The sequence below is a fragment of the Lysobacter ciconiae genome (assembly GCF_015209725.1).
GTDB lineage: Bacteria > Pseudomonadota > Gammaproteobacteria > Xanthomonadales > Xanthomonadaceae > Novilysobacter > Novilysobacter ciconiae.
Genome location: NZ_CP063656.1, coordinates 2,659,697 through 2,685,671, shown reverse-complemented (window position 1 = coordinate 2,685,671; position 25,975 = coordinate 2,659,697). Strand labels below are relative to the sequence as shown.

Genomic DNA, 25,975 nt, shown 5'->3' with positions numbered 1-25,975 from the left:
TTGCGTCGCGCAATTTGCCTTTGTTGCGACCCCCGCGATGCTCATGCCCTGCTGACTCCAATGCTTGCAGTACAAAACGCTTCAAAGTGCCCGTTGGGCTGGCGGACGGTTCCGTCATCCCCCGCAAACTCGATGACCCACCCGTAAGCGCGCTGGGCCTCCGTCGCCGATTCCCGTTGCGCGTCGTCAAAGTCGTCGGAGATCGTTCCCTTCACGTCGGTTTCGAATGCGTAGCCAGACGTGGACCCGAATACGGCGTACTCAACGCACGATTCGGCGATCGCGCCGAAATACTCTTCTGATTCGCCCTGCGCGGGTCTGCGCTTGTGCGCGACATGGGTCAGCTCGTGCGCCAGGACGCGCACCGCGTATCTCGCATGTCGCTCGCTCCCCGGCGCGTAGCGAAATGACATCGCCACCGTCATGTTGTCCAGTGCGGACGATCGCCATCCCCTCTTCAGCACCCTGGAGCCGGGCCGGTGCAGGGACACCCGCAGCCGGGATACGTGAATCTCCCGAAGGTAGGCCTCGATCGCAGGCAGCGAGGCCTCAAGCCAGGGCAGCATCTCCCGCGCATCGCTGCCGCAGCCGCGAACCGTGATCCTTTTGGAGCTGGCTTCAGCCAACGGACAACGATCACCTGCGCCGCCGGGCAGTACCGACATGAAGTCGTAGAGCGCCACATTGCCGATCGTCAGCACCCTGACGGCGTGCCCACCGTGATCCGGCACCAAGGCCTCGGCGCGCGCCAGTTGCCGGATTCCACAGCCCGCCAGCGCCAGCGTCAGTGCGGCAAGCAGTGCGAACCGCGCTGGAAACCGGTCGATTCGCATGCGCCGTCGGCGTGCTGCTACAGCGCGTACCCGAACTGCTGCACGAACTGTTCGGCGAACTCGTCGTAGTCGAAGCGCTGGTTCTGGGTGCCGGGATGCTCGACTTTCAGCGCGCCCATCAGGTTGCCGATGCGGCCGATGGTCGGCCAGTCGTAGCCCTTCTGGATGCCGAAGATCAGCCCGGCGCGGAACGCATCGCCGCAGCCGGTCGGGTCGGTGATGCGGCTCTCGTGCGCGGGAGCGACGTCATGCACCTGGCCGTCGGCGTGAATGATCACGCCCTTGGGGCCGCGGGTGGCGATGTAGGCCTTGACCTTGCTGGCGATTGTCGCCTCGTCCCAACCGGTGCGCTCCTGCAGCAGGTTGGACTCGTAGTCGTTGACGGTCACGTAGTCGGCCTGCTCGATGAAGGCGCGCAGTTCCTCGCCGTTGAACAGCGGCATCGCCTGGCCGGGATCGAAGATGAAGGGAATTCCGGCCTCGGCGAACTCGTTGGCGTTCTGGATCATGCCCTCGTAGCCGTCCGGGCTGACGATGCCGATGCTCACGCCGGGCACGTCGCGCACGTGGTTCTCGTAGGAGCGCATCATCGCGCCGGGGTGGAAGGCGGTGATCTGGTTGTTGTCGTGGTCGGTGGTGATGAACGCCTGCGGAGTGAACAGCTCGTCGATCACCTTGACGTGGTCCAGACGGATCTGCTGCTGCTCGAACCACTCGCGGTACGGGCCGAAATCCTGGCCGACGGTGGCCATCGGGATCGGGTCGCCGCCCAGCAATTTGAGGTTGTAGGCGATGTTGCCCGCGCAGCCGCCGAACTCGCGGCGCATCCGCGGCACCAGGAAGGAAACGTTCAGGATGTGCACCTTGTCCGGCAGGATGTGGTTCTTGAACTGGTCGGGGAACACCATGATGGTGTCGTAGGCCAGCGAGCCGCAGATCAGGGCTGACATCGGTAATCGCACTCCGGGGAGCTCCGCCGGCAGGTTCCTGGCGGGAGCGTGGTTTGACGGATGGGTGGGGCGCAGGTCACCGCTTGGTGCGCACCGCATAGAATATCCGCTGGCCGGGGTCGCGGCCAGCCGCGCCGCGTTGCCGCCCTGGTCGAGGGGCTTCCGCGCAGGGCGCCGGATCGCCGCCGCGGTGGGCGACCAAAAACGCCCATTAGCGACGGGTTACGCCATTTCTCCTTGCCCGGCAAGGGGGCGGTTGCTAGTCTTGTCGGCCGCTTCCGGCACCCCTCCCACGGCCCAATCGACGATGTTCAAGAAGTTTCGCGGCATGTTTTCCAACGACCTGTCCATCGATCTGGGCACGGCAAACACGTTGATCTACGTCCGCGGCCAGGGAATCGTGCTGAACGAGCCATCGGTGGTCGCGGTGCGCCAGGACCGCGTGGTCGGCGGCAACCGCACCGTCGCGGCGGTCGGCATGGAGGCCAAGCTGATGCTGGGCCGCACGCCGGGCCACATCACCACGATCCGGCCGATGAAGGACGGCGTCATCGCCGACTTCACCTACACCGAGGAAATGCTCAAGCATTTCATCCGCAAGGCGCACAAGTCGCGTTTCCTGCGGCCCAGCCCGCGGGTGCTGGTGTGCGTGCCCTGCGGCTCGACCCAGGTCGAGCGGCGCGCGATCAAGGAGTCGGCCGAGGAGGCCGGTGCCCGCGAGGTCTACCTGATCGAGGAGCCGATGGCGGCGGCGATCGGTGCCGGAATGCCGGTGGCCGAGGCGCGCGGCTCGATGGTGGTCGATATCGGCGGCGGCACCACCGAAGTGGCGGTCATCGCGCTCAACGGCATCGTGTATGCCGCGTCGGTACGCATCGGCGGCGACCGGTTTGACGAGGCGATCATCGCCTACGTCCGCCGCACCTACGGCACCCTGATCGGCGAGGCCACGGCTGAGCGGATCAAGGAAACGCTGGGCTGCGCCTACCAGCAGGAAGAGAACACCAGCATGGAGATCACCGGGCGCAACCTCGCCGAGGGCGTGCCGAAGATGATCACCATCACCGCCAACGAAGTGCTGGAGGCGCTGCACGAGCCACTGGCCGGCATCGTCACCGCGATCAAGCTGGCGCTGGAACAGACCCCGCCGGAGCTGGGTGCGGACGTCGCCGAGCGCGGCATCGTGCTGACCGGAGGCGGTGCGTTGCTGGCCGACTTCGACCGGCTCGTGAGCGAGGAAACCGGCGTCCACGTGCAGGTCGCCGAGGACCCGCTGACCTGCGTGGCCCGTGGCGGCGGTCGCGCGCTGGACCTGCTGGACATGCACGGCAACGAGTTTTTCGCTCCCGAGTAATGGTGATGCGGTGACCGGCACGGTCTGGGTGCCGTGCCTGATCGCCGCCACACCGGAGCATGCCGCGGCGGGTGGACCGGCGGCCTGTGCCACCATTGACGGTCCGTCACGCCAGATCAACCGGTTTCCCTTCCATTGCGCTCCTACGCCAGCCCTTCGACTCCGAACCGTCCAGGCGACGTGTCCGCAACGCTGTGGCTGTCGGCCTACCTGGCGCTGGCGGTGGTGCTGATCGTGCTGGACCACCGCGGCGGCTGGCTGAGCCAGGCCCGCGGGCACGCCACCTTGCTGGTGCAGCCGCTGTGGATCGCCGCGGGCTGGCCGGGCCGGGCGATCACCCGCCTGTACGACGACGCCGGCACGATGCGCCAGTTGACCGAGGACAACCGCCGCCTGCGCAACGAGCTGCTGGTCAACAGCGCGCGCATGGCCCGGCTGCAGACGCTCGCCTCTGACAACACGCGCCTGCGCGGACTGCTCGATGCGGCCCACAACAACCAGCTGGACGTGCAGCTGGCGCCGATCCTGGACATCGACCTGGACCCCACCCGGCAACGGCTGGTGCTGGGCGCGGGCAGCAACGAGTCGGTCCGCCTGGGCCAGAGCGTGATCGACGCCGGCGGGTTGCTGGGCCAGATCATCGACGTGCAGCCGGCGGTGGCCACCGTGCTGCTGGTCACCGACGCGGCGCACGCGGTGCCGGTGGCGATCGAGCGCAACGGCGTTCGCCTGGTGGCCTACGGCGAGGGACGCAGCGACATGCTGCGCCTGCACAGCATCCCGTTGTCCAGTGACGTCAAGGTCGGTGACCGCCTGCTGACCTCCGGGCTGGGCGGGCGCTTCGTCGCCGGCTTCCCGGTGGGGACGATCGTGTCCCTGCAGCCCGATGACAGCCGCGCGTTCCTGATCGGCGAGGTGATGCCGGCAGCGCAGCTGGATCGTGGCCGCGACGTACTCCTGCTGCGCGGCGGTCCGGACGAGCGGTCATGGGCCACCGGAAGCGATTCCCTGGACGGCGATGCGGAAGAAGCGCCGGACGTTGCTCCTGGCGCCGCGAACGGCACCGCGGACGCTGCACCGAAGTCCGCCCCGGATGCGCCGCCCGTACCGGCGGCCGCCCCCGCCTCCGGTGACCGGCGGTGACCCGTCGCTACCAGCCGTGGCTGCTGCCGGCCAGCATCGTCGCCGCCCTGCTGCTGGGCCTGTTGCCGCTGCCGCTGCTGCTGCAGGGCCTGCGCCCGTACTGGCTGGCCCTGGTGGTCGCCTACTGGGTGATCGAGGATCCCGAGCGCGTGGGGCTGGGGTTCGCGTTCCTGGCCGGCGTTCTGGCCGACATCACCTTTGGCGGCCTGCTCGGCGAGCAGGCACTGCGGCTGGTGGTGATGACCTTCATCATCCAGCGTTTCCGCGCGCGCCTGCGCTTCTTTCCGCTGTGGCAGCAGGCGCTGGCGATCGGCGGCCTGTTGCTCAATGACCGCATCGTGGTCGCCGCGGTGCATGTGGCCCTCGGCATTCCCTCGCTGCCGGCGATGTTCTGGCTGGCACCGCTGACCGGGATGGCGTTGTGGCCGCCGGTGTTCCTGCTGCTGGACGCGCTGCGTCTGGGCAGCTGGCGCAGGAGCTGAGAAGTGCGCCCGATCCGGCGCCGCCCACGGCGCGTGCTCAAGGACGCCGCGGCCGAAGTCCGCCACTTCCGCACCCGCGTGATCATCGCTTTCATCGGCGTGACCCTGGTCCTGTCGGGACTGGCGCTGGGCTACTACCGCCTGCAGGTCTGGCATCACGACGAGTACGCCACGCGCGCGGAGCAGAACCGGATCAAGCTGCGCCCGGTGGTGCCCGGCCGCGGGCTGATCTACGACCGCAAGGGCCGCATCCTGGCCGACAACGTGCCCGCGTTCCGCCTGGAGGTCACCCCGCGCGAAGCCGGTGATCCGGAAGACTGGCTGCCCGGGCTGGCCGGCATCATCGACCTGTCCGAGCAGGAGATCGAGGACTTCCTCGCCGCGCGCAAGGTCACCCGCAGCTACAAGCCGATCATCCTCAAGCTGCGGGTGAAGCCCGACGAACTGGCGCGGCTGGCGGTGGACCGCTGGAAATACCCCGGCGTGGAGGTGGTCTCCTACCTGCAGCGCCGCTACCTGCACGGCGAGCTGTTCGCCCACGTGATCGGCTACGTCGGCCGCATCGACGAGGCCGACCTGGCCGAGATGGGCGAGGCGGGCAGCGTGTTCAGCCACACCGGCAAGACCGGGCTGGAGCGCTCCTACGAGGAGGCGCTGCGCGGCAAGCTGGGCTACGAGAAGGTCGAGACCAACGTCGACGGCCGGCCGATGCGGATCGTTGGCCGGGTGCCGGCGGTGCCCGGCGCGGACCTGCGCCTGTCGGTGGACCTGGACCTGCAGCGCGCGATGGTGGCGGCGTTCGGCGATGCCGACGGCTCGGCAATCGCGGTGGATACCAAAACCGGCCAGGTGCTGGCGATGGTCAGCCTGCCCTCGTATGACACCAACCTGTTCGTCAATGGCATCTCCCACGCCGACTACAACGGCCTGATCAACAACCCCTCGCGCCCGCTGTTCAACCGCAATGTGCTCGGCGGTGGCCCGCCGGGTTCGACGATCAAGCCGGTGATGGCGCTGGCCGGGCTCGACAGCGGATTGCGCACGCCGTCCGACCGCATCCTCTCCACCGGCGAGTTCCGCATCCCCGGCCAGGCGCGCGGCTACCGCGATGCCTCCGGCGGCGGCCACGGCTGGACGGACCTGCGCGATTCGATCTCCCGCTCGGTCAACACCTACTACTACAAGCTCGCCCTGGACCTGGGCATCGACCGGCTCTCCGAGTACATGCACCTCTATGGGTTCGGCGAGAAGAGCGGCATCGACCTGCTGGGCGAGAACGCCGGCGTGGTGCCCTCGCGGGAGTACAAGCGGACCATCAGCAAGGAGTCCTGGTACCCGGGCGAGACGGTGATCTCCGGGATCGGGCAGGGCTACTGGATCGCCACCGCCTTGCAGATCGCCCGCTCCACCGCGGCGGTCGCCAACGGCGGCGACCTGCACGAGCTGCGCCTGCTGCAGTCGCGCCGCGACGGCTACGAGTCGCCGTGGCAGGACCTGCCGCCTACGCCCAGCCACCGGATCACCGACAAGCCGGCCAACCTGCGCGCGGTGCAAGAGGGCATGATCGCCACGATCAACGGGCCCGGCGGCACCGCCCGCCGCATGGCCATTGGCGCGTCGTACACGATGGCCGGCAAGACCGGTACCGCTCAGCGCTCCAGCCGCAAGGGCAACATCAGCCTCAACCCGCACACGCTGCCCTACCACCTGCGCCATACCGCGCTGTTCACCGGCTACGCCCCGGCCGAGGATCCGCAGATCGCGGTGGCGGTGGTGGTGGAGCACGGCGGTTACGGCGGCAGCGCGGCCGCGCCCATCGCCCGCACGATCTTCGATGCGTGGTTGCTGGGCAAGATGCCCGAGGGCATGGAGCCCACCGACGATGTGGTGACCGATCCGCTGGAGGCGGCGGTGGAGATGGCCCGGGACGCGGACGATGCCGAGGCTGCGACGGAAGCGGGCGCGGACGATGCCGAGGCTGCGACGGAAGCGGGCGCGGACGCCGAAGCCGCGGCTGACTCCACCACGGACCCGGCGCAATGAGGACGATCCTGCGCTGGCTGCTGGATATGATTGCGCGCTTCACGCGCACCCTTGACCTGCCGTTGCTGGCCGCCCTGCTGGCGCTGATGGGCATCGGCCTGGCCGTGCTCTACAGCGCCGGCGGCAAGTCCGAGGCGCTGGTGATGGCGCAGGCCTCGCGCTTTGTCATCGGTCTGGGCGTGATGTGGCTGCTCTCGCGGGTATCGCCGCTGCAACTGCGCAACTGGACGCCGCTGGCCTACGCCGCGACGATCGTGCCCCTGCTGATCGTGTTGTTCATCGGCCAGGGCCGCCACGGCGGGCACTGGATCAACCTGGGAGTGTTCTACTTCCAGCCGGCCGAGGTGCTCAAGCTGAGCCTGCCGATGATGGTGGCCTGGCAACTCAACCGTGGTCCGTTGCCGCCGTCCTTCCGCGCGACCGTGGTGGCGATGGTCCTGATCGGGCTGCCGACCGGGCTGGTCCTGCTGCAACCGGACTTGGGCACGGCCTTGCTGGTCGGCATCAGCGGGGCGTTCGTGCTCTACCTGGCCGGCCTGTCGTGGTGGTGGTTCGTTGCCGCGGCGGGAAGCATCGCGGTGGCCGCGCCGGCGGCGTGGTTCTGGATGTTCATGCCCTACCAGAAGGACCGCATCCTGATGTTCCTGGATCCCGAGCGCGATCCGCTGGGCGCGGGCTGGAACATCATCCAGTCCAAGATCGCCATCGGTGGCGGCGGCTTGACCGGCAAGGGCTGGGGCGATGGCAGCCAGTCGCACCTGAACTACATTCCCGAGCACACCACCGACTTCATCTTCGCCGTGCTCAGCGAGGAGTTCGGCTGGATCGGCGTGGCAATCACGCTGGGCCTGTACCTGTTCGTGGTCGGGCGCTGCCTGTGGGTATCGGCGCAGGCGCGCGACGGGTATTCGCGGCTGCTGACCGGCGCGCTCGGGCTGGCGTTCTTTGTCTACGTGGTGGTCAACGGCGGCATGGTTGCCGGGATGCTGCCGGTGGTTGGCGTGCCGATGCCGCTGCTCAGCTATGGCGGCACCTCGGCGGTGTCGCTTCTGGCCGGGATGGGCGTGGTGATGGCGGTGCGTGCCCACCGGCCGGTCCACGGGCACTGAAAAGCGCGGCCCGGATGCTTCAACAACACAGGCTGACTGGACGCCGTCGATGCTGCGCGAGCGGTTCAGGCCTTTGCGAACAAGTGCTAACCTCATCCAGATGAGCCGAACCCTTGCCAGCCGCGCCCTGCTATGTGCGCTCCCGTTCGCCCTGGTCGCCTGCGCCACGCCCGTCCAGCCCACTGACAAGCCTTCCTCCGCGTCCACTATCTTGGTGCCCGACGAGACCTCCCCGCCGAAGCCGCCGAGCCAGCCGGTGGTGTCCAACGCGCAGCCGATCGCGGTCGCGGTACCCGAGTTCATCCGCACCACCTCGGCCAAGTACGACGTCGATGCCGCCTACATCACTTCGGTGATGGCCAAGGCGCAGATGCGCGAGGGCATCATCGCGGCCATGTCGCGGCCGGCCGAGGCCAAGCCGTGGAAGGACTACCGGCCGATCTTCATCTCCCAGCAGCGCATCACCGCCGGCAAGGCGTTCCTCGCCAAGCACCGCGCCGCGCTGGACAAGGTCGAGGCGCAGTACGGCGTCCCGGCGGAGATCATCGTCGCCATCATCGGCGTGGAAACCAGCTACGGCGGCAACACCGGCAGTTATCCGGTGGTGGACGCGCTCTATACCCTCGCGTTCGCCTATCCGCGCACCAACGAGCCAGGCCGGATCGAGCGCGAGAACAACCGCGAGCAGTTCTTCCGCGACGAGCTCGCCCAGCTGTTCGCCATGGGCAAGGAAAACGGCTTCGACGTGACCGCGCTCAAGGGCAGCTACGCCGGGGCGATGGGCTGGGGCCAGTTCATGCCGTCCAGCTACCGCGACTACGCCGTGGACGGCAATGGCGACGGCAAGGTCGACCTGTTCAACAACCTCGATGACGTGTTCGCCTCGGTCGCCAACTACTTCGTCAAGAAGGGCGGCTGGAAGCGCGGCGAGCCGATCGTCTCGCGAGCGGTGCGGGCCAAGGGTGCCGCGGCGTTCGAGCCGGAAGGTCTGGAGCCGCGCTACACGCTGGAGCAGCTGGCTGCACGGGGTTACAAACCGCAGACGCCCATCGCCGGTCCCGGCAACGCGACCCTGCTCAACCTGGACGGCGTGAACGGGCCGGAGTACTGGCTGGGCTACCAGAACTTCTACGCGATCACCCGCTACAACATCTCCAAGCACTACGCGATGGCGGTGTACCAGCTGTCCGAGGCGATTGCGGGGCGGGAGAATCCGCTCGCGGCAGTTCCGGCCAGTGGCCGTCCGGGCGCATGAAGCGGCTGCTGGGGGCCGGTCTCGTCCTCGGCCTGGCCGCCTGCGCCAGCGGTCCCGGCAAGAAATCCGATCCTCCGGCTGACACGGCGGGCACGGCCAAGGCGGCCGGTCACACGGTGCGCGGAAAGTCGCCGTATCCGCCGGCGCAGGAGGACCTGTCCAAGCGCGGCCACTACACGGCCGGCGGGCTCTACGCGCCACACATCAAGGACTCCGCGCCGAACATCGACATCGATGTCTCGCTGATTCCCGAGCCCGAAGTGGTCGCCGAGCCGCGGTCGGCCTACGGCAACCGGCCAACCTATGCCGTGCTGGGCAAGAACTACCAGGTGCTCAACGACACCAGGGGGTTCGTCGAGCGCGGCACGGCCTCGTACTACGGCAACAAGTTCCACGGCCGGCGCACCTCCAACATGGAGGTCTACGACATGTACGCCTTCACCGCCGCGCACAAGTCGCTGCCGCTGCCCAGCTTTGCGCGGGTCACCAACCTGGACAACGGCCGCTCGGTGGTGGTCCGGGTCAACGACCGCGGCCCGTTCCACGAGGGCCGGGTGGTGGACCTGAGCTATGCCGCGGCGGTCAAGCTCGGCGTCCATCCGGCCGGTACCGGCCGGGTCGAGGTGCGCGCGCTGCAGCCGGGTGAGGCGCCGCCAACCCGGTATGCGGCCGCTGCAACGCCGCCGCCGGCGAAGGCGGTTCAGACCGCCGCGACCCGGCCCGCAGCCACCGCGCGCGTGCCGGACTCATCGATGGATTCGCTGGTCGCCAAATTGCCCACCGCTGTGGCGCCCGTCGCTGCCCCGACGGTCGTGGCCGCCGCCGCGCCCGTCGCGACCACCGGCGGGACCGAGGACTGGCGCTTCCAGATGAGCCGCGATGGCCGGGCGATGACCGCCGACGACTTCGATGCGTGGATGGCCGAGCGCCACATCAGCATCGTTGGTGGACGGGTCGTACGCGACGATGCCGTGCCCGGCAAAACCCTGTCACAGGCGACCGTGGCATCGACTGCACCGGCCGTCAGCTCGCCCAGCGCCCCATCCAGTGCACCGCCGCCGACGGCCGCGGCCACCGCTGGCGTGATCCAGGCCAGCGAGGTCGGCGACGGCGTGGTCCTGCAGGTGGCCAGCTTCACCGCGCGCGATAATGCCGACCGGGCCCTGGCCACCCTGCGCGGCGCCGGCATCGCCGCCGCCAACCTGCACGACGGCATGGCCAACGGCCGCCAAGTCTGGCGGGTGCGGGTCGGTCCGCTGGAAGCGGCGGCCGCCAATGGCTTGGCCAGCCGCATCGCCGGCCTCGGCTTCGGCACACCCCAACGCGTCAAAGAGTAGTTTCGCTTCCCTTCCAATATCGATACCCATCGGCCCCGCGCCGACCCGGAGCAGTTCACCAATGAAGTCCTACCGCGCAATTGGCATCGCCGCGCTCACCACCTTTGCTTTCGGCCTCGCCTTCGCCCAGACCCCGGCGCCGCAGCCCACCCCGCAACCGACTCCCCAGCCGCAGGCCGCCGAACAGGCGCCCGCCAGCGAGGCGTTGCCGGTACCGCCGCCTCCGGCGATCGTCGGCACCGCGTGGATCCTGATGGATGCCGCCAGCGGCAATGTCCTGGCGGGCGAGAACATCGACGAACCGCTGGAGCCGGCCAGCATCACCAAGGTGATGACCAGCTACGTCATCGCCGCCGAGATGGCCGGCGGCAAGGTCAAGCCGACCGACCAGGTGATGATGACCGAGAACGCCTGGCGCAAGGGCGGGGCGGGCACGGACGGCAGCTACTCGGGCTTCCAGGTCAACCAGACCGCGCCGCTGCTGGAGATGGAAAAAGGCATGGTCGTGCAGTCCGGCAACGACGCCGCGATCGCCCTGGCCGAGCATGTGGCCGGCAGCGAATCCGCCTTCGCCGCGCTGATGAACCAGTACGCCAAGCGACTGGGCATGAAAAACTCCCACTTCGCCAACGCCACCGGCTTGCCGGACGACGGGCACGTGTCTTCGGCGCACGATCTGGCGCTGCTCGGGATCGCCCTGTCGCGCGACTTCCCCGAGACCTACTCCTACAACAAGATCAAGGAGTTCACGGTCGGGCCGATCACCCAGCCCAACCGCAACGTGCTGCTGTGGCGCGACAGCACCGTGGACGGCATCAAGACCGGCCACACCTCCGGCGCCGGCTACTGTCTGATGGCCTCGGCCAAGCGCGACGAGCAGCGCCTGGTGTCCGTCGTCATGGGCTCCACCTCCGAGAAGCAGCGCGCCAGCGACAGCCAGGCGCTGCTCAACTGGGGTTTCCGCTTTTACGAAACCCACAAGCTGTACGACGGCGACACCGAGGTGGCGACCCACAAGCTGTGGAAGGGCGCCGTGGACACGCTGGAGCTCGGCGTCGCCGAGCCGTTGCTGGTGACCGTGCCGCGCGGCCGCTACGAGCAGCTGCAGCCGACCATGGACGTGCCGGCCACGCTGGTCGCCCCGATCGAGAAGGGCCAGGCGATCGGCACGGTGAAGGTGATGCTCGATGGCAAGGTCGTTGCCGAGCGCCCGCTGGTGGCACTGCAGGCGGTCGAGCGCGCAGGCTTCTTCAAGCGCCTGTGGCACGAGCTGCTGCTGTGGTGGAAATCCACCTGAGCCCCGATATCTGACCCCCACCCTGACCCGGACCACAGCGAAGTGAGCGATGGAACTGATATCCGACAACCCCGAGCACGGTTTCCAGTTTCCCGGTGAGTTCGAGCTCAGCGCGATGGGCGCGGCCGACGCTGGGCTGGAGACGGAACTGCCGCAGCGCCTGACCGATGGCGGCATCGAGGTATTGACCGAGCGCATCCACTGGAAGCACTCCAGCAACGGGCGCTACGTGTCGGTGCGCCTGACCTTCCGCGCCGAAAGCCGCGAGCAGTACGACCATGCCCACCAGTTGTTGCGCGATCACCCGGAAGTGAAGTGGACGCTGTAACGCCGGCTGCCACCGCCTCGGAATCCGGCGATGGCGGATTCGCCTTGAACGCACCCGCGCCTGCATCCGCACTCGCGCCCACGCCCACGCCGGCAGCCCCGGTAGGAGCCGCGCGAGCGCTGCCGCACGCCCTGTTGCGCGACCTGGGCCGGCAGCCCTACCAGCCGGTGTGGCGCGCGATGCAGGACTTCACCGATCGCCGCACCGTCGACACGCCCGATGAGCTGTGGCTGGTGGAGCACGACCCGGTGTTCACCCTCGGCCAGAGCGGTCGCGCCGAGCACGTCCTGGCGGCTGGCGACATCCCCGTGGTCCAGGTCGACCGCGGCGGCCAGGTGACCTACCACGGCCCCGGCCAGCTGGTGCTGTATCCGTTGCTGGACCTGCGCCGGGTCAAGGTCGGCGTACGCGACTACGTGGCCCGGGTGGAGCAGGCGGTGATCGACACGCTGGCGGACTGGAACATCGAGGCCGGCCGCCGCGACGGCGCGCCCGGCGTGTACGTGGCCGGGGCCAAGATCGCCGCGCTCGGCATTCGCGTCCGCCGCGGCTGCAGCTTCCACGGCCTGGCGTTCAACATCGACATGGACCTGTCCCCGTTCACGCGCATCAACCCCTGTGGTTACGCGGGTTTGCGGGTGACCTCGATGGTAGACTTGGGCGGTCCCTCGGGGCTGCAGGCCGTCAAGCCGGCGCTGGTCGAACACTTCGCCGCGCAGTTTGGCCTGAAGGTCGACGAGGCCCCGTCGCCGGCCCTGCCCATGCTCTGACCGGCACCCCCGCATTCACGTCCCGGATTGTCCATGAGCGATAGCGCCAGCAAGTCCATTCCCCTCGCGATTGTCGGCGGCGACGCACCGGCGTCCCTGCAGCCGGGCGTGAAGCAGCTGGCCGGCGACAAGATCAGCCGCTCGCCGGTGCAGTTCGCCGAGGCACCGGTGCTGCGCAAGCCGTCCTGGATCCGGGTGCGCATCCCGTCCGGCAACGCGGTCGCCAAGCTCAAGGAAAAGCTGCGCGCGAACCGCCTGGTCACGGTCTGCGAGGAAGCCAGCTGCCCCAACATCCACGAGTGCTTCGGCCACGGCACCGCGACCTTCATGATCCTGGGCGAGGTCTGCACGCGCCGTTGCAGCTTCTGCGATGTCGCCCACGGCCGGCCCAAGCCGCCGGACGCCGCCGAGCCGGCCAACCTGGCGCGCACGGTCGCCGACATGGGCCTGAAGTACGTGGTGGTGACCTCGGTCGACCGCGACGACCTGCGCGACGGCGGCGCCGGCCATTTCGTCGAGTGCATCGCCGCCATCCGTGCCCAGAGCCCGGGCACCCGGATCGAGATCCTGACCCCGGACTTCCGCGGCAAGGGCCGGATGGAGCGCGCGCTGGAAATCCTCGCGGCCAACCCGCCGGACGTGTTCAACCACAACCTGGAAACGGTGCCGGAGCTGTATCGCAATGTGCGCCCGGGCGCCGATTACCAGTGGTCGCTGACTCTGCTGCAGAAGTTCAAGGCCCAGCATCCCGACGTGGTGACCAAGTCCGGGATCATGCTGGGGCTGGGCGAGGAGCGCGACCAGGTCGAGCAGACCCTGCGCGACCTGCGCGCCCATGACGTGGACATGATCACCATCGGCCAGTACCTGCAACCCAGCGCCCACCACCATCCGGTGATGCGTTACTGGACGCCGGAGGAGTACAAGCACTTCGAGACGTTCGGCCTGGGACTGGGCTTCACCCACGTCGCGTCCGGCCCGCTGGTGCGCTCCTCCTACCATGCCGACCGCAGCGCGGCGGAGGCGGGCCTGGCGGTTTCAGCCTGAGCCGGACGTCCCTGTCGCATCAGTACCCGGGTGCGGCAGCAGGCGATCGCCGCAGCAATTTGCCCGCCTCGTGCGTCGTGCGTACGCGGTCTTCGCATCCACCTGTCTAAGCTTCCGTCTCGGCTTTGCGCGACAAGGCCGTAGCGTTTCCTGACCGTGCCCTGACGAGGTGACAGCGCCCGCAACTTTCGGCACTGTCAGGTAGTCCAAGCTGCTTGCAATCTCGATCTTCCCGTACTGCGCCAGTCCGTTGCACCCCCTCCCACTAGTCGGCCGCCCCGCCCCTATTTCATGATCGCCAAGACCCCCCTGCTTGCCCTGCTGTTGACCGCCCCGTTGGCGCTGCTGGCGCGTGCCGACAATGCACCGATGGTCGCGCCCACCGCGGTGGAAACACCGGTCACCGTGGCTCGCGCCAGCGGCAGCAAGCCGGCGGTGCTGCCCAGCGGCCCGACCGCCGACCAGGCCACCGCCGCCAAGCTGGTCTACGGCCTGCTGTCCGACAGCCGCTACGCGTACCGGCCGCAGCCGCTGGACGACGCGCTCTCGGCGGACATCTACAAGCGCTACCTGGAGGCGCTCGACGGCGGCAAGCAGTTCTTCACCGCCGCCGACATCGCCGGGTTCGACCGCTACAAGACGCGGCTGGACGACGCCATCAAGAGCGGCAAGCTGGAGCCGGGCTACGCGATCTTCGCGCTCTACCGCCAGCGGGTGAACGAGCGCATCCGCCACGCCCGCGGACTGCTCAAGCAAGACATCTTCGATTTCAGCGGTGATGAGCAATTTCACTACGACCGCAAGAAGGCGCCGTGGGCGGAAGACACCGCCGAGCTGGACGAGCTGTGGAAGCAGTCGGTCCGCAACGACTGGCTGCGCCTGAAACTGGCGGGCAAGGAGTCCAAAGACATCGCGAAGACGCTGGACAAGCGCTACGCGAACCTGGCTGACAACGTGGCCCAGCTGGAAGGCCAGGACGTGTTCCAGACCTTCCTCAACAGCTACACCAACGCGATCGATCCGCACACCAGCTACTTCACCCCGCGATCGGCGGAGAACTTCAACCTGTCCATGTCGCTGTCGCTGGAAGGCATCGGTGCGGTGCTGCAGAAGCAGGACGACATCGTCGCGATCCGCGAGATCGTGCCCGGTGGCCCGGCCGACAAGTCCGGCGTGCTTGCTCCCGGCGACCGCGTCGTGGCGGTCGGGCAGGGCACCAGCGGCAACATGGAAGACGTGATCGGCTGGCGCATCGACAACGTGGTCGAGAAGATCCGCGGGCCCAAGGATTCCAAGGTGCGGCTGGACGTGGTGCCGGCGAGCGCCGGCCTGGACAGCGAGCCGGTGCGGGTGGTGATCACCCGTGACAAGGTGCGCCTGGAGGACCAGGCCGCCAAATCCAAGGTGCTGGAGATTCCCGGCATCGGCGATGCGCCGGCCAAGCACGTGGGCGTGATCGAGCTGCCCGGTTTCTACCAGGACTTCGAGGGCCGCCGCCTCAACAACGGCGATTACGCCTCGGCCACCCGCGACGTCGCCAAGCTGCTGGTGGACATGAAGAAGCAGGGCGTGGACGGCGTGGTGCTGGACCTGCGCAACAACGGCGGCGGCTCGCTGAACGAGGCGATCGAGCTGACCGGCCTGTTCATCGACCAGGGCCCGGTGGTGCAGGTGCGCGAGTCCGGTGGCCGGGTCACCGTCAATGGCGACGACGAGCCGGGCGTGGCCTGGGACGGACCGCTGGCGGTGCTGGTCAACCGCGGCTCCGCGTCGGCATCGGAGATCTTCGCCGGTGCTATCCAGGACTACGGCCGCGGGCTGGTGATCGGCGAGAACACCTTCGGCAAGGGCACGGTGCAGAACCTGGTGGACCTGGACCGCTGGCCGGGCGGTGAGGAGGAGCGTTTCGGGCAGGTCAAGCTGACCGTGGCCCAGTTCTTCCTGCCCGGCGGCAGCTCGACCCAGAACAAGGGCGTGGTGCCGGACATCCAGTTCCCGGCCTCGGTGGATGCCACCGAATACGGCGAGAGCACCTACGACAACGCGCTGCCGTGGACGCGGATCGCCGCGGTGCCGCACAAGGTCTACGGCGACTTCAGCCACATCCTGGGCACGCTGGACAAACTGCACACCGCCCGCGTCGCCAACAACCTGGAGTTCCAGTGGTGGCGCGAGGACGTGGCGCGCTTCCGCGAGGAGTCCGCGAAGACCACGATCTCGCTCAACGAGGCCGAGCGGCGCCGCGAGCGCGACGCCAGCGAGGCGCGGCGCAAGAAGCGACAGGAAACCCGCGAGGAGCTCGGGCTGGCGCTGGATCCGCTGGCGCTGATTTCCGCCGATGACGGGCTGACCGCCAACGAGCGCGACATCGTCCAGGACGCCGCGCGCGAGAAGGCCGCCGAGGACCGTCCCGACCCGTTGCTGCAGGAGTCCGCGGCGATCCTGGCCGATGCGATCCACCTGCTGGCCAACGACCGCAAGCTGTCGGCGCTGGTGCTGCCGATCTCGACCCGCGCGGGGCACTGGGCGGATTGAAGGCCAGCGGCGGTCGGGCTTGCGGGCCTGTCCCGCTGCAAGCGTCGAACGGGCACCTTCGGGTGCCCGCTTTGTTTCAGCCGTCGCGCAACGCGACCGTCACCGGCAGACTCGCGGCCCGCAATGCCGGGAACAGGCCGCCCACCAGGCCGATGCCCAGCGCCCATTTCAGGCCGGTCCACAGCAACTGCGGCGAGACCTTGAACTGGAACACCACCTGGCTGAAGTTGTTGCCCAGCGTGGACACTGTGTAGCCGTTGAAGATCGCCCAGGCGATCAAGCCGCCCAGCACGCCGCCCAGCAGCGCCAGCAGCATCGTCTCCAACATCACCGCGAGCACGACGGGCAGGCTTCGGAAGCCGATCGCACGCATGGTCGCGATCTCGCGCGCGCGGCCGGCCACCGCGGCGTACATCGTGTTAAGCGCGCCGAACACCGCACCGACCGCCATGATCGCGCCGATCACCGTGCCGAGCACGCTGATCAGCGTGCTCAGCTGGCCGGACTGCTTGCGGTAGTAGCTGCGGGTGGTCTCCACGTCGAGCTTCAGTCGCGGGTCGGCGTCCATCGCCGCCTTGAGGCGCTGGAAGCCGTCCGCACCCTCGGTGCGCACGGTGATCGACTGGTAGGCATTGCGCCGGTAGGTCGAGGCGATGGTCTGCGCGTCGCCCCACAGCTCCGAATCGTAGGCGTCGCCGGAGGCGAACTTGCCGACCACCGTCCACTGCTGGTTGGCGAACTCCAGCGTATTGCCCACTTCAAGGCCGCGGAACTGCGACTGCGCGCCCTGGCCGACCACCAGCTCCTGCAGGCCTGGCTGGAACCTGCGGCCTTCCACCAGACGCACGCCCGGACGCACCTGCCAGGCTTCCTCGCCGACGCCGCGCAGCTGCGCGTTGGAATCGCTGCCATCGGACCGTGCCTTCAGCGCCACCACCTGCGAGAGCTCGGCGGTCAGCAGCGGCTTGCCATCCGCGTCGCGCGCGATCCCGGGCAGGCTGGAGACCAGCGGCACCTGGTCGCGCAGGATGACCGAGTTGGTTTCCGCCTGTGACCCGCCGCGCAGGATGATCGCGGTGTCGTCGCTGCCGGTCGCCTGCAGGGTCGCCTTGAAGCCTTCGCCCATCGCCAGCATCGCGACCAGTACACCGACCACGCCGGCGATGCCGACGATGATCACCGAACAGGCGCCCCACCGCTGCGGCAGGCTGGAAATGCCGATCCGCGTGGCCGCCAGGGATAGCCGCCCGCTGCGGGTCAGCACCAGCCAGGTCGCCAGCGCGACGGCAAGGACAAGCAGGCCCCACCACGGCAGCACGATCCACGCGGCCAGTCCGGCCACCAGCAGCACGACGGTCAGCAGGTTCCACAGGCGCTGCCTGTTCACGGCCCGCATCCTCATCTCCCCGCCAGCGCGTCGACGATTTTCAGCCGCTTGGCCCGCAGCGCCGGCAGCAGGCCCACCACCACACCGATGGCGACCATCAGGCCGATGCCGACCAGCCAGGTCTGCGCCGGCACCTGCGGCAGGCCGATCATCCCGCCGCTGGCAGCCGAGATTCCCGGCATCGCCAGCGCGGCCAGGGTGAGCCCGGTCAGCCCGCCGATCATCACCAGCAGCACCGACTCGGCCATCACCAGCCCGAGCATCGTCGAGTCGCGGAAACCCAGCGTCTTCAGCGTCGCCAATTCGGGCACCCGCTCGCGCACCGCCTGGGCCATCGTGTTGCCGGTGAGCAGCAGCAGGGTGAAGAACACCGCGCCCATGATCGCGGTGACGATCAGGCCGATGTCGGCGAACTGCTTGGCAAACGACTGCTGGAAGGCCGACTCGGTCTGGCTCTTGGTCTCGTGGTCGGAGTTGGCCGAGAGCGCGTCGATCGCCTGCGGCACGCGCGAGGCCTGGCCCGGGTCCGCCAGCTGCACGGTGAAGAAACTGACCTGGTTCTTGATGTAGTCGTTGGCCTCGTCGAAGTACTTCCAGTGCATCAGCAGCTGCTGCTCGGCGCCGACGTTGTCGCGGTCGCGCGCGCGGTAGATCGCCTCCAGCTGCAGCGGCCAGTCGTTGCTGCCGCTGCGCGGAAAGATGGTCGCCTGCAGCGGAATGGTGTCGCCGATCTTCCAGTCGAACTTCTGCGCCAGCGCCTCGCCCACCACCGCGCCGGTCTGGTTGGCCTGCCAGGCTTTCAGCTGTTCGGCGGGAAGGTCAAAGTCGGTGTAGACGTCAAAGTAGTTGTCGGCCACCGAGAAGTTGGGGAAGAAGTTCTTCGGGTCCTGGTAGATGCCGCCGAACCACATCGCGTAGGTCGCCTTGCGCACGCCCGGAACGCCCTCGATCTGGCGCAGCAGGCGGATCGGCAGCGTCTGCGTGATCGACAGCCGCGAAGCGACCACCAGCCGGTTGGCACCGTCCACGCTGCCGCCGGAATTGAAGGCCACCCGGACCGAGTCGAGCATGCCGAACAGCAGGAAGGCGGCGACCACCGACAGAAGTGTCAGCAGGGTGCGGGTCTTGCTCCGCCGCAATTGGGCCCAGACCAGCCAGAGGTATTTCATCGCCGACTCAGCGCGCCAGCCCGGGCGCGTCCACCAGCTCGCCCTTGTCGAGGTGGACGGTGTGACTGGCGTATTCGGCCGCCTTCGGGTCGTGGGTGACCATGATGATGGTCTTGCCGTGGTCGCGGTTGAGCGACTGCAGCAGGGCCAGGATCTCCTCGGCGGAATGGCGGTCCAGGTCCCCGGTGGGCTCGTCGCAGATCAGGAAGGTCGGGTCGGACACGATCGCCCGTGCGATGGCGACGCGTTGCTGCTGGCCGCCGGAAAGCTCGTTGGGTTTGTGCGAGGTGCGATCGGCCAGGCCGACCAGCTGCAGGGCGATGCGGGCATTGCGCTTGCGCTGCGCGGCCTTGAGCGAGGTCAGCAGCAGCGGCAGCTCGACGTTCTTCTGCGCGGTCAGCATCGGCATCAGGTTGTAGAACTGGAACACGAAGCCCACGTGGCGGCTGCGCCAATTGGCCAGCTGGCCGGCGCCCATGCGGTCGATGCGCTCGCCTTCGATGGAGATCTCGCCGCCGCTGGGCGTGTCCAAGCCGCCGATCAGGTTCAGCAGCGTGGTCTTGCCCGAACCCGACGGCCCCATCAGGGCCACGAAGTCGCCCTCGGCGATGTCCAGGTCGATGCCGTGCAGCACCTCGATCTTCTCCGGCCCGCGCTGGTAGGTCTTGGTCAGGTTGCGCAGGCTGACCAGCGGCGTCATGGCGCCGCGTCCCTGGCCAGGCGGACCTTGTCGCCGTCCTTGAGTTCCGCTGGCGGGTCCAGCACGACGGTCTCGCCGGCCTTCAGGCCCGCGAGCACCTGGCGGTCGCTGCCGGTGGTGATGCCTGCTTCGACGGGCCGCAGGGCGACGGTGTCGTCGTTGCCCAGCACGAAGACGACGTCCTTGCCGTCCCGGCTCGCCACGGCCGCGGCAGGCACGCGTACCCCCGGCGGCGCTTCCTCGCCGGCCTTTTCCATGAAGCTGACGCGCACGCCCATGTCGGGCACGATCCGCGGGTCCTTCTCGTCCAGCGCGACGCGCACCTTCACCGTGGCCTTGCCGCGGTCGGCGGTGGGGATGATCGCGATCACCGAGCCGGGAATGCGCCAGTCCGGGTAGGCGTTGAGCACGGCCTCGACCGGCATTTTCGGCGTCACCCGGCCGATGTAGGCCTCGCCGACATCCACCTCCACCTCCAGCGAGTCCATGTCGACGATGGTGCCGATACCGGTGCGGGTGAAGCCGCCACCGGCTGACAGCGGCGAGATGATCTCGCCGGGCTGGGCCGCCTTGGCGATGACCACGCCGGTGAAGGGCGCGCGCACCACGGTGTTGTCGACGCCGTTGTCGGCGATGGCCAGGCGGTCGGCGGCGACCTGCGCGTTGCGCTGCGCGGTCAGCAGTTGCGAGCGCAAGGCGTCGCGCGCGGCCACGGCCTGGTCGTACTGCGCGGCGGGCACCAGCTGTTGCCGCGCCAGTGGCGCGAGGCGGGCGGCGTTGGCGCCGGCTTCGCGGGATTGGGCCTGGGCCGCGTCGATCTGGCTGCGCGCGGCGGCAAGCTGGGCCCGGGCAAGGCTGCGCTCGGCGTTGGCATCGATCGGGTCCAGCGTGGCCATGATGTCGCCGGCCTCGACCTGCTGGCCCTCCTCGATCATCACCTCACGCACCTTGCCGGTGACCTTGGAGGACACCGTGGCCATGCGGCGGGCAACGACGTAGCCGGTGGCGTCCAGCACCGCCGCGCTGCCGCTGGACATCGCCACCGCGGGCGCGGTGCGTACCTCGACACCGCCCTGGCCGCGCAGGAAGAACCCGGCAGCGAGGATCAGCACCAGCAGCACCGCGGCCGCGACCAGCCACGGCCCCCGTTTCCGTGGCTCCGGCGGAGCCGAACGGTCGATCTTGAGCGACTTGAGCAGCTCGGCCGACTCGGTCATATGCGCCCTTGCAGTGGTGTTCGTCCGAGTGTGACGCGGGGCTCGTTCAGTGCCAAGCCACTCCGGCAAACGCGGCGGCACGCAGGCTTGCCATCGCGCCATGCCGGAGCGGGGTGTCGCGAGGCCGCCATGGCTAACCCGTCGCGGTCGCGATCATCGCCTGCAGCGCGGCCAGATGGCTGTCGAGGGCGTCGCGTCCGGCCTCGGTGAGGCGGTACCAGGTGACCGGCTTGCGTTCGACGAAGTCGCGCCGCAGCGCCAGGTAGCCGGCGTCTTCAAGCTTGCGCAGCTGCGCTCCCAGGTTGCCGTCGGTGAGTGACAGGCTCTGCTTGAAACGCGCGAAGCTGATCTCGTCATGACGTGCCAGCAGGACGCCGATCGCCAGCCGCGCGCGGTGCTCAAACGCGCTGTCGAGGCCGTCCAGCGCTTTCATTCCGGATGGACCGGCGACCGCGAGCGCTGGCTGCTGAAACCGGCCCAGGCCAGGGCGATCGCGACCAGCAGACCGGTGGCGGTCCAGGTGTAGGGCCATGCAAACATCGTCAACACGACATAGGCGGCGAGCATCAGCAAGCCGGTCCACAACAGCGGTCGCTCCAGATGCACGCCGGCCAGTGCATAGGAAATCGCGGCCACCAGCATGAAGTTGCCGACCGCCGTCTCGATCGGCGCGCCGCGCATCACCGGCAACCAGCAGACCAGGAAGGCGGCGCCCGTCACCAGCCAGTGCAGGCCGTGGCGACGCCCGTGCGCCTGATCCACCGAGCCGCTGTGTTTCGTGTCCCGCGCCGCCAGCCAGATGCTGACCAGGCCACCGCCGATCCCGAACAGGACCCAGAATGGCGCCGCCAGTTGCGGGGCGAAGTCGGGCAAGGCCCAGCCGACCGCAATGATCGCGGCCCACATGAAGTAGATCGACGGCACGCCTGCGCTGCGGTCATGACGGCGTACCGCGCCGACCACGTAATCCAGATCCTGTTTGAGCTGCTCAGCCTGTTGCATGGTCCTGCTCCTCCGGTTGATGGATGACAAAGTACTCTGCTTTGCAGAGTTGTCAAGTGGCAGGAAGTTCCGCCCCACCCATCAAGCGCGCCGTCGCGTCGCTGGAGACCGCGGCTTTATCGGCTCTCGTCGTGCACCGGACCGCGCGCCATGCTGGCGAACACGCCGTCGCGCCGCACCCATGCGTGGTACAGCGCCGCCGACAGGTGCAGCAACACGGTGGCAAACAGAAGGTAGGCCAGCAGCCCGTGGGCGCCGCGGAGCAGGGCGAACAGCGTCGGGGAATGCGGCAGGATGTCCGGAAGGTGGACGCCGCCGAACATCACGATGGGATAGCCGCTCGCCGAGAGCATTCCCCAGCCGATCAGCGGCATCGACAGCATCAGCGCGTACAGCACCCAGTGCGAGGCGCGGGCGGCGGTCTTCTGGATGGCGGGCAGGTCGGCGGGCAGCGGCGGCGGACGGTGGGTCAGGCGGTTGCCCAGCCGCAGCAGTGCCAGCAGCAGGATGGCGATGCCGATCGGCCGGTGCAGCTCGATCAGCATCGGGCGCAGGGTCAGGGAGGCGACCATGGTGACGCCGACAAACAGCATGGTCAGGATCAGCACCGCCATGCTCCAGTGCAGCACACGCGCCAACAGGTTGAAATGCTCACGCGGACGCGGGTTCATGGCGACACCTCATCGCTGGTGGCACCGGCGGCCTTGCCGCTGGCGATCTCGCGCTCACGGCGGAAGAAGGATTGCGCGTACACGCCCGAGCGCGCGGCCAGAATCGGGTCATCCGACGCCGCCACGCCGGTCGGCAGGATCAGCGGATCGAAGTTCACATCCCGGCACGGGCCCGTGGCCTGCGGCTGTGCCTGCTCAAGACTGAGCGTGCCGACGGTGACCTGGCGGCGCGCTTCGGGCCACGGTTGCGACGGGTCGTCCAGCGCATCGCCGGCATCGGGCAATGTCACCACCATGTCCCAGCGCAGGGGGCCCGTCGCCAGTCGGCGGTCGAGCTCCTCGGCGAGGTAGTCGGCGGAGGCCTGCTCGCGCTGCGCCTTGTCCATCTCGACGAAGGGCGCCTGTGGCCGCATCGACCAGCGCACCGGCTGGCGCTCGCCGGCAGCGTTGATGAAATAAAAGGTGTGGACGCCGTTGTAGGCGGTGTTGGCCCAGCTGTCCGACAAGGGCGCCGATTTGGCCCAGGCCTGGAAGCGACGTGCCTGCGGGTACCTGGCCAGGAACGCGGCCATTTTCGCCGGGTCGGGCTTGCCGGTCGCCGGATCCGGGATCCCGGCGCGGGTCTGCTCCAGGAAGGCCTCCAGCGTGGGCGCGCCGAAGAACGGAAAACTGTTCATCGCCATGCGCCATTGCTGGCCGTCGTCGGTGCGGATCAGCAGCGCCATGCTGCGCACGCGCGCTGCAGCATCGGCGCCGTGAGGATCGCCGCCACCGATCGACATCCGTCCGAGCACCGGCACGGCGGGCTGCGAGAACGCGCGCGCACTCGACAGGGCGCGGCCGTCCGCGGTGCCCTGGAAGTTGCCACTGACGCAGACCCCCTTGCTGTGCGCGCGCCGGAATCCGGGGTGGTCAGCGCCGGTGGCTTCGATGGTGTCGACGAACCCCTGCGAGGTCAGGCGCCCGCTGCTGCCCATCCAGCCCGCGGCCCAGGCGAACGCCGCGGCCCCACCCAGGGCGATCAGCCCGATCGCGGCAAGCGGGAGCAAGGAACGTCGCGGCGGGCGCCGGTCGGGAGTGGGGATCTGTGAGGTCATCGCAAGGTCCGGTGGATGCCACCCGTAATACACCCGGACAGCCGGGAACGCCGTGACGAGGAGGTTCGTCCGGCCCAACTACACCAGGTTGTGCGCGCGGACCGGTCGTCGGCGCGCAGCGCGCCTGAACGGCTCAGCGCTCGTAGCGTTGCTTGAGCATCGTCCACGCCGAACGCAGCGCCAGCGCCTCACCGCCGGCCGGACGTCCCGGGCGGTCCTTGTCGTTCCACGCATAGACATCAAGGTGGGCCCACTTCTGGCCCTCGCTGATGAAACGCTCCAGGTACAGCGCCGCCGTGACCGCGCCGGCCATGCGCGAACCCGCGTTGGCGATGTCGGCGATGCTGCTGTCCAGGTAGCGCAGGTACGGTCGCCACAGCGGCATGCGCCAGACCGGGTCACGGGTCGCCTCGCCGGCCTCCAGCCACTGCCGGGCCAGCGCGTCGTCGTTGGCGAACAGCGCCGGCAGGTCCGGGCCGAGCGCCACGCGGGCGGCGCCGGTGAGGGTGGCGAAATCGATGATCGTGTCGGGGTTCTGCTCGCAGGCGTAGGCCAGCGCGTCGCAGAGCACCAGCCGGCCTTCGGCGTCGGTGTTGTCGACCTCCACCGTGATGCCCTTGCGCGTGGTGATGACGTCGCCGGGGCGGAAGGAATCGGGGCCGACCGCGTTCTCCACTGCCGCCACCAGCAGGGTGAGGCGCACCGGCAAGGTCTGCGCCATGACCAGCCCGGCCAAGGCGAGCGCGTGCGCGGCGCCGCCCATGTCCTTCTTCATGTTGCGCATGCCGTCGGCGGCCTTCATGTCCAGCCCACCGGTATCGAAGCACACGCCCTTGCCGACCAGGGCCAGATGGGGATGCCCGGGCTTGCCCCAGCGCAGGGCGATCAGGCGCGGCGCGCGATGCGAAGCCCGACCGACCGCGTGGATGGTCGGAAAGTTCTGCTCCAGCAGGGCGTCGCCGGCGATCACTTCCAACGTCGCGCCGTGGCTGTCGGCGAGCTCGCGCGCGGCATCTTCCAGTTGCTGCGGACCCATGTCCTCGGTGGGCGTGGTGACCCAGTCGCGCACCCGCAGGCACGCGGTGATGACGTCACGCACTTCCTGCGACGCAGCCGCCGCCAGCTCGGCCGGCGCGCGCCTGGGCTTGCGGTAGCGGGCGAAGCGGTAGCTGCCCAGGCCCCAGCCCAGCTGCAGGTTGCTGGCGTCCTCGGCGTTGAGTTCTTCGGCGGGCTTCCACACCGTGCCGGCGGGCAGCGCGAAAGGGGCGTGCGCGTAGCAATAGGCGTCGGCGCGGTCAGCCACGCCGATCACGGCACCCGCGATGCTGCCATCGTCCGCCGACAGCAACGCCACCGAACCGGCGCTGGCATCGAATGCCTGCGCGTCCAGCCATTGGCCATGCGCCGGTGATTGGGCCGCGCGCCACTGCGCCAGCCCCTCGGGGCTGACGATGTGAAGGGGCAGGGCATCGGTGGTGGCATCGGTAAAGCCAGGCGGCAGGCTCATGGGCGGATCGACTCCTCGGAGTGCGTCGCGTCGAGCCAGTCGGCCAACGCGGCAAGTGTGGGAAATTCAAGGTCGGGACGGGGCCGGGCATCGGGCCACGGCGGGAACCGGTCGTGCTCGTCGGCGCGGTTGATCCAGCAGGCGCGCAGTCCGGCCTGGCGCGCGCCGATCACGTCCATGTAGGGATCATCGCCGACGTGCAGGACCTGCTCGCGGGGCAGGCCGAGACGCTCGCAGGCGGCATGGAAAATGCTCGTGTCCGGCTTGGCGGCGCCGTGCTCGCGCGCGCCGAGCTGGAACTGGAACAGGTGCATCAGGCCGATCGTGTCCAGGCAGGCGTTGCCGTTGCTGACGGCGGCCAGCGGTACCCGCGCCGCCAGGCGCTCCAGCGCGTCGACGCTGTCGGGGTAGTGCGTCACATCGCAGCGGGCGGCGAAGTACGCGTCGTAGGCCGCCTCGGCCAGGGCGACGTCCTCGTCGGCGAGCACCAGCATGCGTTCGATCATCCACCGGCGCTGCGCGGTCATGTCGTGGGCAAGCCGCGGACGCTCGCGGTTGGCCAGTTCACGCAGGCGCTGGCGCTCGCTGGCCGGCCACATCCGTGCCGCGCGGGGCGCGTTTTCCGCCATCCATGCTTCCAGCGCCGCCTCTGCGCCCACGATGGCCGGCGCGATGGGCCAGATCGTGTCGTCGAGGTCGAGGGTGATGGCGTGGACGGGAAAGCTCACGCGGTCATTCTAGC

The 25,975-nt window shown here is 68.8% G+C and carries 24 protein-coding genes; 12 read left to right on the top strand and 12 right to left on the bottom strand.

The genetic code is table 11. The features are described 5' to 3' along the window. Positions 1 to 41 precede the first annotated feature (41 nt). Both INQ41_RS12085 and INQ41_RS12080 read right to left on the bottom strand, forming a co-directional pair. Entirely contained in the window at positions 42 to 833 is a 792-nt protein-coding gene (locus tag INQ41_RS12085; RefSeq protein WP_193984809.1) for a hypothetical protein, read from the bottom strand. Between the two features lie 17 nt (positions 834 to 850). Then, a complete protein-coding gene (locus INQ41_RS12080; RefSeq protein ID WP_193984807.1) occupies positions 851 to 1,783 on the bottom strand; it encodes a carbohydrate kinase family protein in 933 nt (310 codons plus the stop codon). Between the two features lie 307 nt (positions 1,784 to 2,090). Here INQ41_RS12080 and INQ41_RS12075 point away from each other — a divergent pair, with 307 nt between their 5' ends. The 12 genes from INQ41_RS12075 (at position 2,091) to INQ41_RS12020 (ending at position 16,483) form a co-directional block, all read left to right on the top strand. Beyond that, positions 2,091 to 3,137, top strand: coding sequence for a rod shape-determining protein (locus tag INQ41_RS12075; protein ID WP_043957283.1), 1,047 nt, complete (start codon positions 2,091 to 2,093; stop codon positions 3,135 to 3,137). 180 nt (positions 3,138 to 3,317) lie between these two features. Next, positions 3,318 to 4,280 (top strand): rod shape-determining protein MreC, encoded by a 963-nt coding sequence (gene mreC, locus INQ41_RS12070; protein ID WP_228076605.1) that lies wholly within the window; start codon positions 3,318 to 3,320, stop codon positions 4,278 to 4,280. Continuing rightward, positions 4,277 to 4,762: a rod shape-determining protein MreD gene (gene mreD / locus INQ41_RS12065; RefSeq protein ID WP_193984803.1), complete on the top strand. Its 486-nt coding sequence runs from the start codon at positions 4,277 to 4,279 to the stop codon at positions 4,760 to 4,762. Before mreC ends, mreD begins: the two co-directional genes overlap by 4 nt. Positions 4,763 to 4,774: 12 nt before the next feature. Next, positions 4,775 to 6,805 (top strand): penicillin-binding protein 2, encoded by a 2,031-nt coding sequence (gene mrdA / locus INQ41_RS12060; protein ID WP_193987375.1) that lies wholly within the window; start codon positions 4,775 to 4,777, stop codon positions 6,803 to 6,805. Next, a complete protein-coding gene (rodA, locus tag INQ41_RS12055; RefSeq protein ID WP_193984801.1) occupies positions 6,802 to 7,914 on the top strand; it encodes a rod shape-determining protein RodA in 1,113 nt (370 codons plus the stop codon). Before mrdA ends, rodA begins: the two co-directional genes overlap by 4 nt. A gap of 100 nt (positions 7,915 to 8,014) precedes the next feature. Further along, on the top strand, positions 8,015 to 9,169 hold the full coding sequence (mltB, locus tag INQ41_RS12050; protein WP_193984799.1) for a lytic murein transglycosylase B: 1,155 nt from the start codon (positions 8,015 to 8,017) through the stop codon (positions 9,167 to 9,169). Beyond that, positions 9,166 to 10,506, top strand: a complete 1,341-nt coding sequence (locus INQ41_RS12045; RefSeq protein WP_193984798.1) for a septal ring lytic transglycosylase RlpA family protein — start codon at positions 9,166 to 9,168, stop codon at positions 10,504 to 10,506. Before mltB ends, INQ41_RS12045 begins: the two co-directional genes overlap by 4 nt. A gap of 61 nt (positions 10,507 to 10,567) precedes the next feature. Further along, positions 10,568 to 11,803 (top strand): D-alanyl-D-alanine carboxypeptidase family protein, encoded by a 1,236-nt coding sequence (locus tag INQ41_RS12040; protein WP_193984796.1) that lies wholly within the window; start codon positions 10,568 to 10,570, stop codon positions 11,801 to 11,803. 49 nt (positions 11,804 to 11,852) lie between these two features. Continuing rightward, positions 11,853 to 12,131 carry a DUF493 family protein gene (locus tag INQ41_RS12035; RefSeq protein ID WP_193984794.1) on the top strand — a complete coding sequence of 93 codons (279 nt, stop codon included), beginning with the start codon at positions 11,853 to 11,855 and terminating at the stop codon, positions 12,129 to 12,131. Positions 12,132 to 12,250: 119 nt separating this feature from the next. Next, positions 12,251 to 12,901, top strand: a complete 651-nt coding sequence (gene lipB, locus INQ41_RS12030) for a lipoyl(octanoyl) transferase LipB (RefSeq protein WP_228076818.1) — start codon at positions 12,251 to 12,253, stop codon at positions 12,899 to 12,901. Between the two features lie 33 nt (positions 12,902 to 12,934). Further along, the gene (lipA, locus tag INQ41_RS12025; RefSeq protein WP_193984790.1) at positions 12,935 to 13,948 is read left to right on the top strand and encodes a lipoyl synthase; all 1,014 of its coding nucleotides are present in this window, start codon (positions 12,935 to 12,937) and stop codon (positions 13,946 to 13,948) included. 291 nt (positions 13,949 to 14,239) lie between these two features. Continuing rightward, the gene (locus INQ41_RS12020) at positions 14,240 to 16,483 is read left to right on the top strand and encodes a carboxy terminal-processing peptidase (RefSeq protein WP_193984788.1); all 2,244 of its coding nucleotides are present in this window, start codon (positions 14,240 to 14,242) and stop codon (positions 16,481 to 16,483) included. Positions 16,484 to 16,559: 76 nt separating this feature from the next. On the opposite strand, the gene INQ41_RS12015 is transcribed toward INQ41_RS12020, so the two are convergent. The 10 genes from INQ41_RS12015 to INQ41_RS11970 form a co-directional block, all read right to left on the bottom strand. Beyond that, entirely contained in the window at positions 16,560 to 17,870 is a 1,311-nt protein-coding gene (locus INQ41_RS12015; protein ID WP_407074236.1) for an ABC transporter permease, read from the bottom strand. 11 nt (positions 17,871 to 17,881) lie between these two features. After that, positions 17,882 to 19,039, bottom strand: a complete 1,158-nt coding sequence (locus INQ41_RS12010) for an ABC transporter permease (RefSeq protein WP_193984784.1) — start codon at positions 19,037 to 19,039, stop codon at positions 17,882 to 17,884. Positions 19,040 to 19,046: 7 nt separating this feature from the next. After that, a complete protein-coding gene (locus tag INQ41_RS12005; protein WP_193984782.1) occupies positions 19,047 to 19,739 on the bottom strand; it encodes an ABC transporter ATP-binding protein in 693 nt (230 codons plus the stop codon). Then, positions 19,736 to 20,956: an efflux RND transporter periplasmic adaptor subunit gene (locus tag INQ41_RS12000; RefSeq protein WP_193984780.1), complete on the bottom strand. Its 1,221-nt coding sequence runs from the start codon at positions 20,954 to 20,956 to the stop codon at positions 19,736 to 19,738. Before INQ41_RS12000 ends, INQ41_RS12005 begins: the two co-directional genes overlap by 4 nt. 133 nt (positions 20,957 to 21,089) lie before the next feature. Then, complete coding sequence (locus tag INQ41_RS11995) at positions 21,090 to 21,389, bottom strand: winged helix-turn-helix domain-containing protein (protein ID WP_193984778.1); 300 nt, start codon at positions 21,387 to 21,389, stop codon at positions 21,090 to 21,092. Continuing rightward, a complete protein-coding gene (locus INQ41_RS11990) occupies positions 21,386 to 21,958 on the bottom strand; it encodes a hypothetical protein (protein ID WP_193984776.1) in 573 nt (190 codons plus the stop codon). Before INQ41_RS11990 ends, INQ41_RS11995 begins: the two co-directional genes overlap by 4 nt. Before the next feature lie 116 nt (positions 21,959 to 22,074). Continuing rightward, positions 22,075 to 22,629, bottom strand: coding sequence for a cytochrome b (locus INQ41_RS11985; RefSeq protein ID WP_193984774.1), 555 nt, complete (start codon positions 22,627 to 22,629; stop codon positions 22,075 to 22,077). After that, complete coding sequence (locus tag INQ41_RS11980) at positions 22,626 to 23,726, bottom strand: catalase family peroxidase (RefSeq protein WP_193984772.1); 1,101 nt, start codon at positions 23,724 to 23,726, stop codon at positions 22,626 to 22,628. Before INQ41_RS11980 ends, INQ41_RS11985 begins: the two co-directional genes overlap by 4 nt. A 133-nt stretch (positions 23,727 to 23,859) precedes the next feature. After that, entirely contained in the window at positions 23,860 to 25,233 is a 1,374-nt protein-coding gene (locus INQ41_RS11975; RefSeq protein ID WP_193984770.1) for a leucyl aminopeptidase family protein, read from the bottom strand. Then, complete coding sequence (locus INQ41_RS11970; protein WP_193984768.1) at positions 25,230 to 25,961, bottom strand: HAD family hydrolase; 732 nt, start codon at positions 25,959 to 25,961, stop codon at positions 25,230 to 25,232. Before INQ41_RS11970 ends, INQ41_RS11975 begins: the two co-directional genes overlap by 4 nt. Between the last annotated feature and the right edge of the window lie 14 nt (positions 25,962 to 25,975).

Coding starts and splice junctions, on each gene's coding strand:
- INQ41_RS12085 (WP_193984809.1), bottom strand. CDS start 833: ATGCGAATCGACCGGTTTCCAGCGCGGTTCGCACTGCTTGCCGCACTG.
- INQ41_RS12080 (WP_193984807.1), bottom strand. CDS start 1,783: ATGTCAGCCCTGATCTGCGGCTCGCTGGCCTACGACACCATCATGGTG.
- INQ41_RS12075 (WP_043957283.1), top strand. CDS start 2,091: ATGTTCAAGAAGTTTCGCGGCATGTTTTCCAACGACCTGTCCATCGAT.
- rodA (WP_193984801.1), top strand. CDS start 6,802: ATGAGGACGATCCTGCGCTGGCTGCTGGATATGATTGCGCGCTTCACG.
- mltB (WP_193984799.1), top strand. CDS start 8,015: ATGAGCCGAACCCTTGCCAGCCGCGCCCTGCTATGTGCGCTCCCGTTC.
- INQ41_RS12045 (WP_193984798.1), top strand. CDS start 9,166: ATGAAGCGGCTGCTGGGGGCCGGTCTCGTCCTCGGCCTGGCCGCCTGC.
- INQ41_RS12040 (WP_193984796.1), top strand. CDS start 10,568: ATGAAGTCCTACCGCGCAATTGGCATCGCCGCGCTCACCACCTTTGCT.
- INQ41_RS12035 (WP_193984794.1), top strand. CDS start 11,853: ATGGAACTGATATCCGACAACCCCGAGCACGGTTTCCAGTTTCCCGGT.
- lipA (WP_193984790.1), top strand. CDS start 12,935: ATGAGCGATAGCGCCAGCAAGTCCATTCCCCTCGCGATTGTCGGCGGC.
- INQ41_RS12020 (WP_193984788.1), top strand. CDS start 14,240: ATGATCGCCAAGACCCCCCTGCTTGCCCTGCTGTTGACCGCCCCGTTG.
- INQ41_RS12010 (WP_193984784.1), bottom strand. CDS start 19,039: ATGAAATACCTCTGGCTGGTCTGGGCCCAATTGCGGCGGAGCAAGACC.
- INQ41_RS12005 (WP_193984782.1), bottom strand. CDS start 19,739: ATGACGCCGCTGGTCAGCCTGCGCAACCTGACCAAGACCTACCAGCGC.
- INQ41_RS12000 (WP_193984780.1), bottom strand. CDS start 20,956: ATGACCGAGTCGGCCGAGCTGCTCAAGTCGCTCAAGATCGACCGTTCG.
- INQ41_RS11995 (WP_193984778.1), bottom strand. CDS start 21,389: ATGAAAGCGCTGGACGGCCTCGACAGCGCGTTTGAGCACCGCGCGCGG.
- INQ41_RS11990 (WP_193984776.1), bottom strand. CDS start 21,958: ATGCAACAGGCTGAGCAGCTCAAACAGGATCTGGATTACGTGGTCGGC.
- INQ41_RS11985 (WP_193984774.1), bottom strand. CDS start 22,629: ATGAACCCGCGTCCGCGTGAGCATTTCAACCTGTTGGCGCGTGTGCTG.
- INQ41_RS11980 (WP_193984772.1), bottom strand. CDS start 23,726: ATGACCTCACAGATCCCCACTCCCGACCGGCGCCCGCCGCGACGTTCC.
- INQ41_RS11975 (WP_193984770.1), bottom strand. CDS start 25,233: ATGAGCCTGCCGCCTGGCTTTACCGATGCCACCACCGATGCCCTGCCC.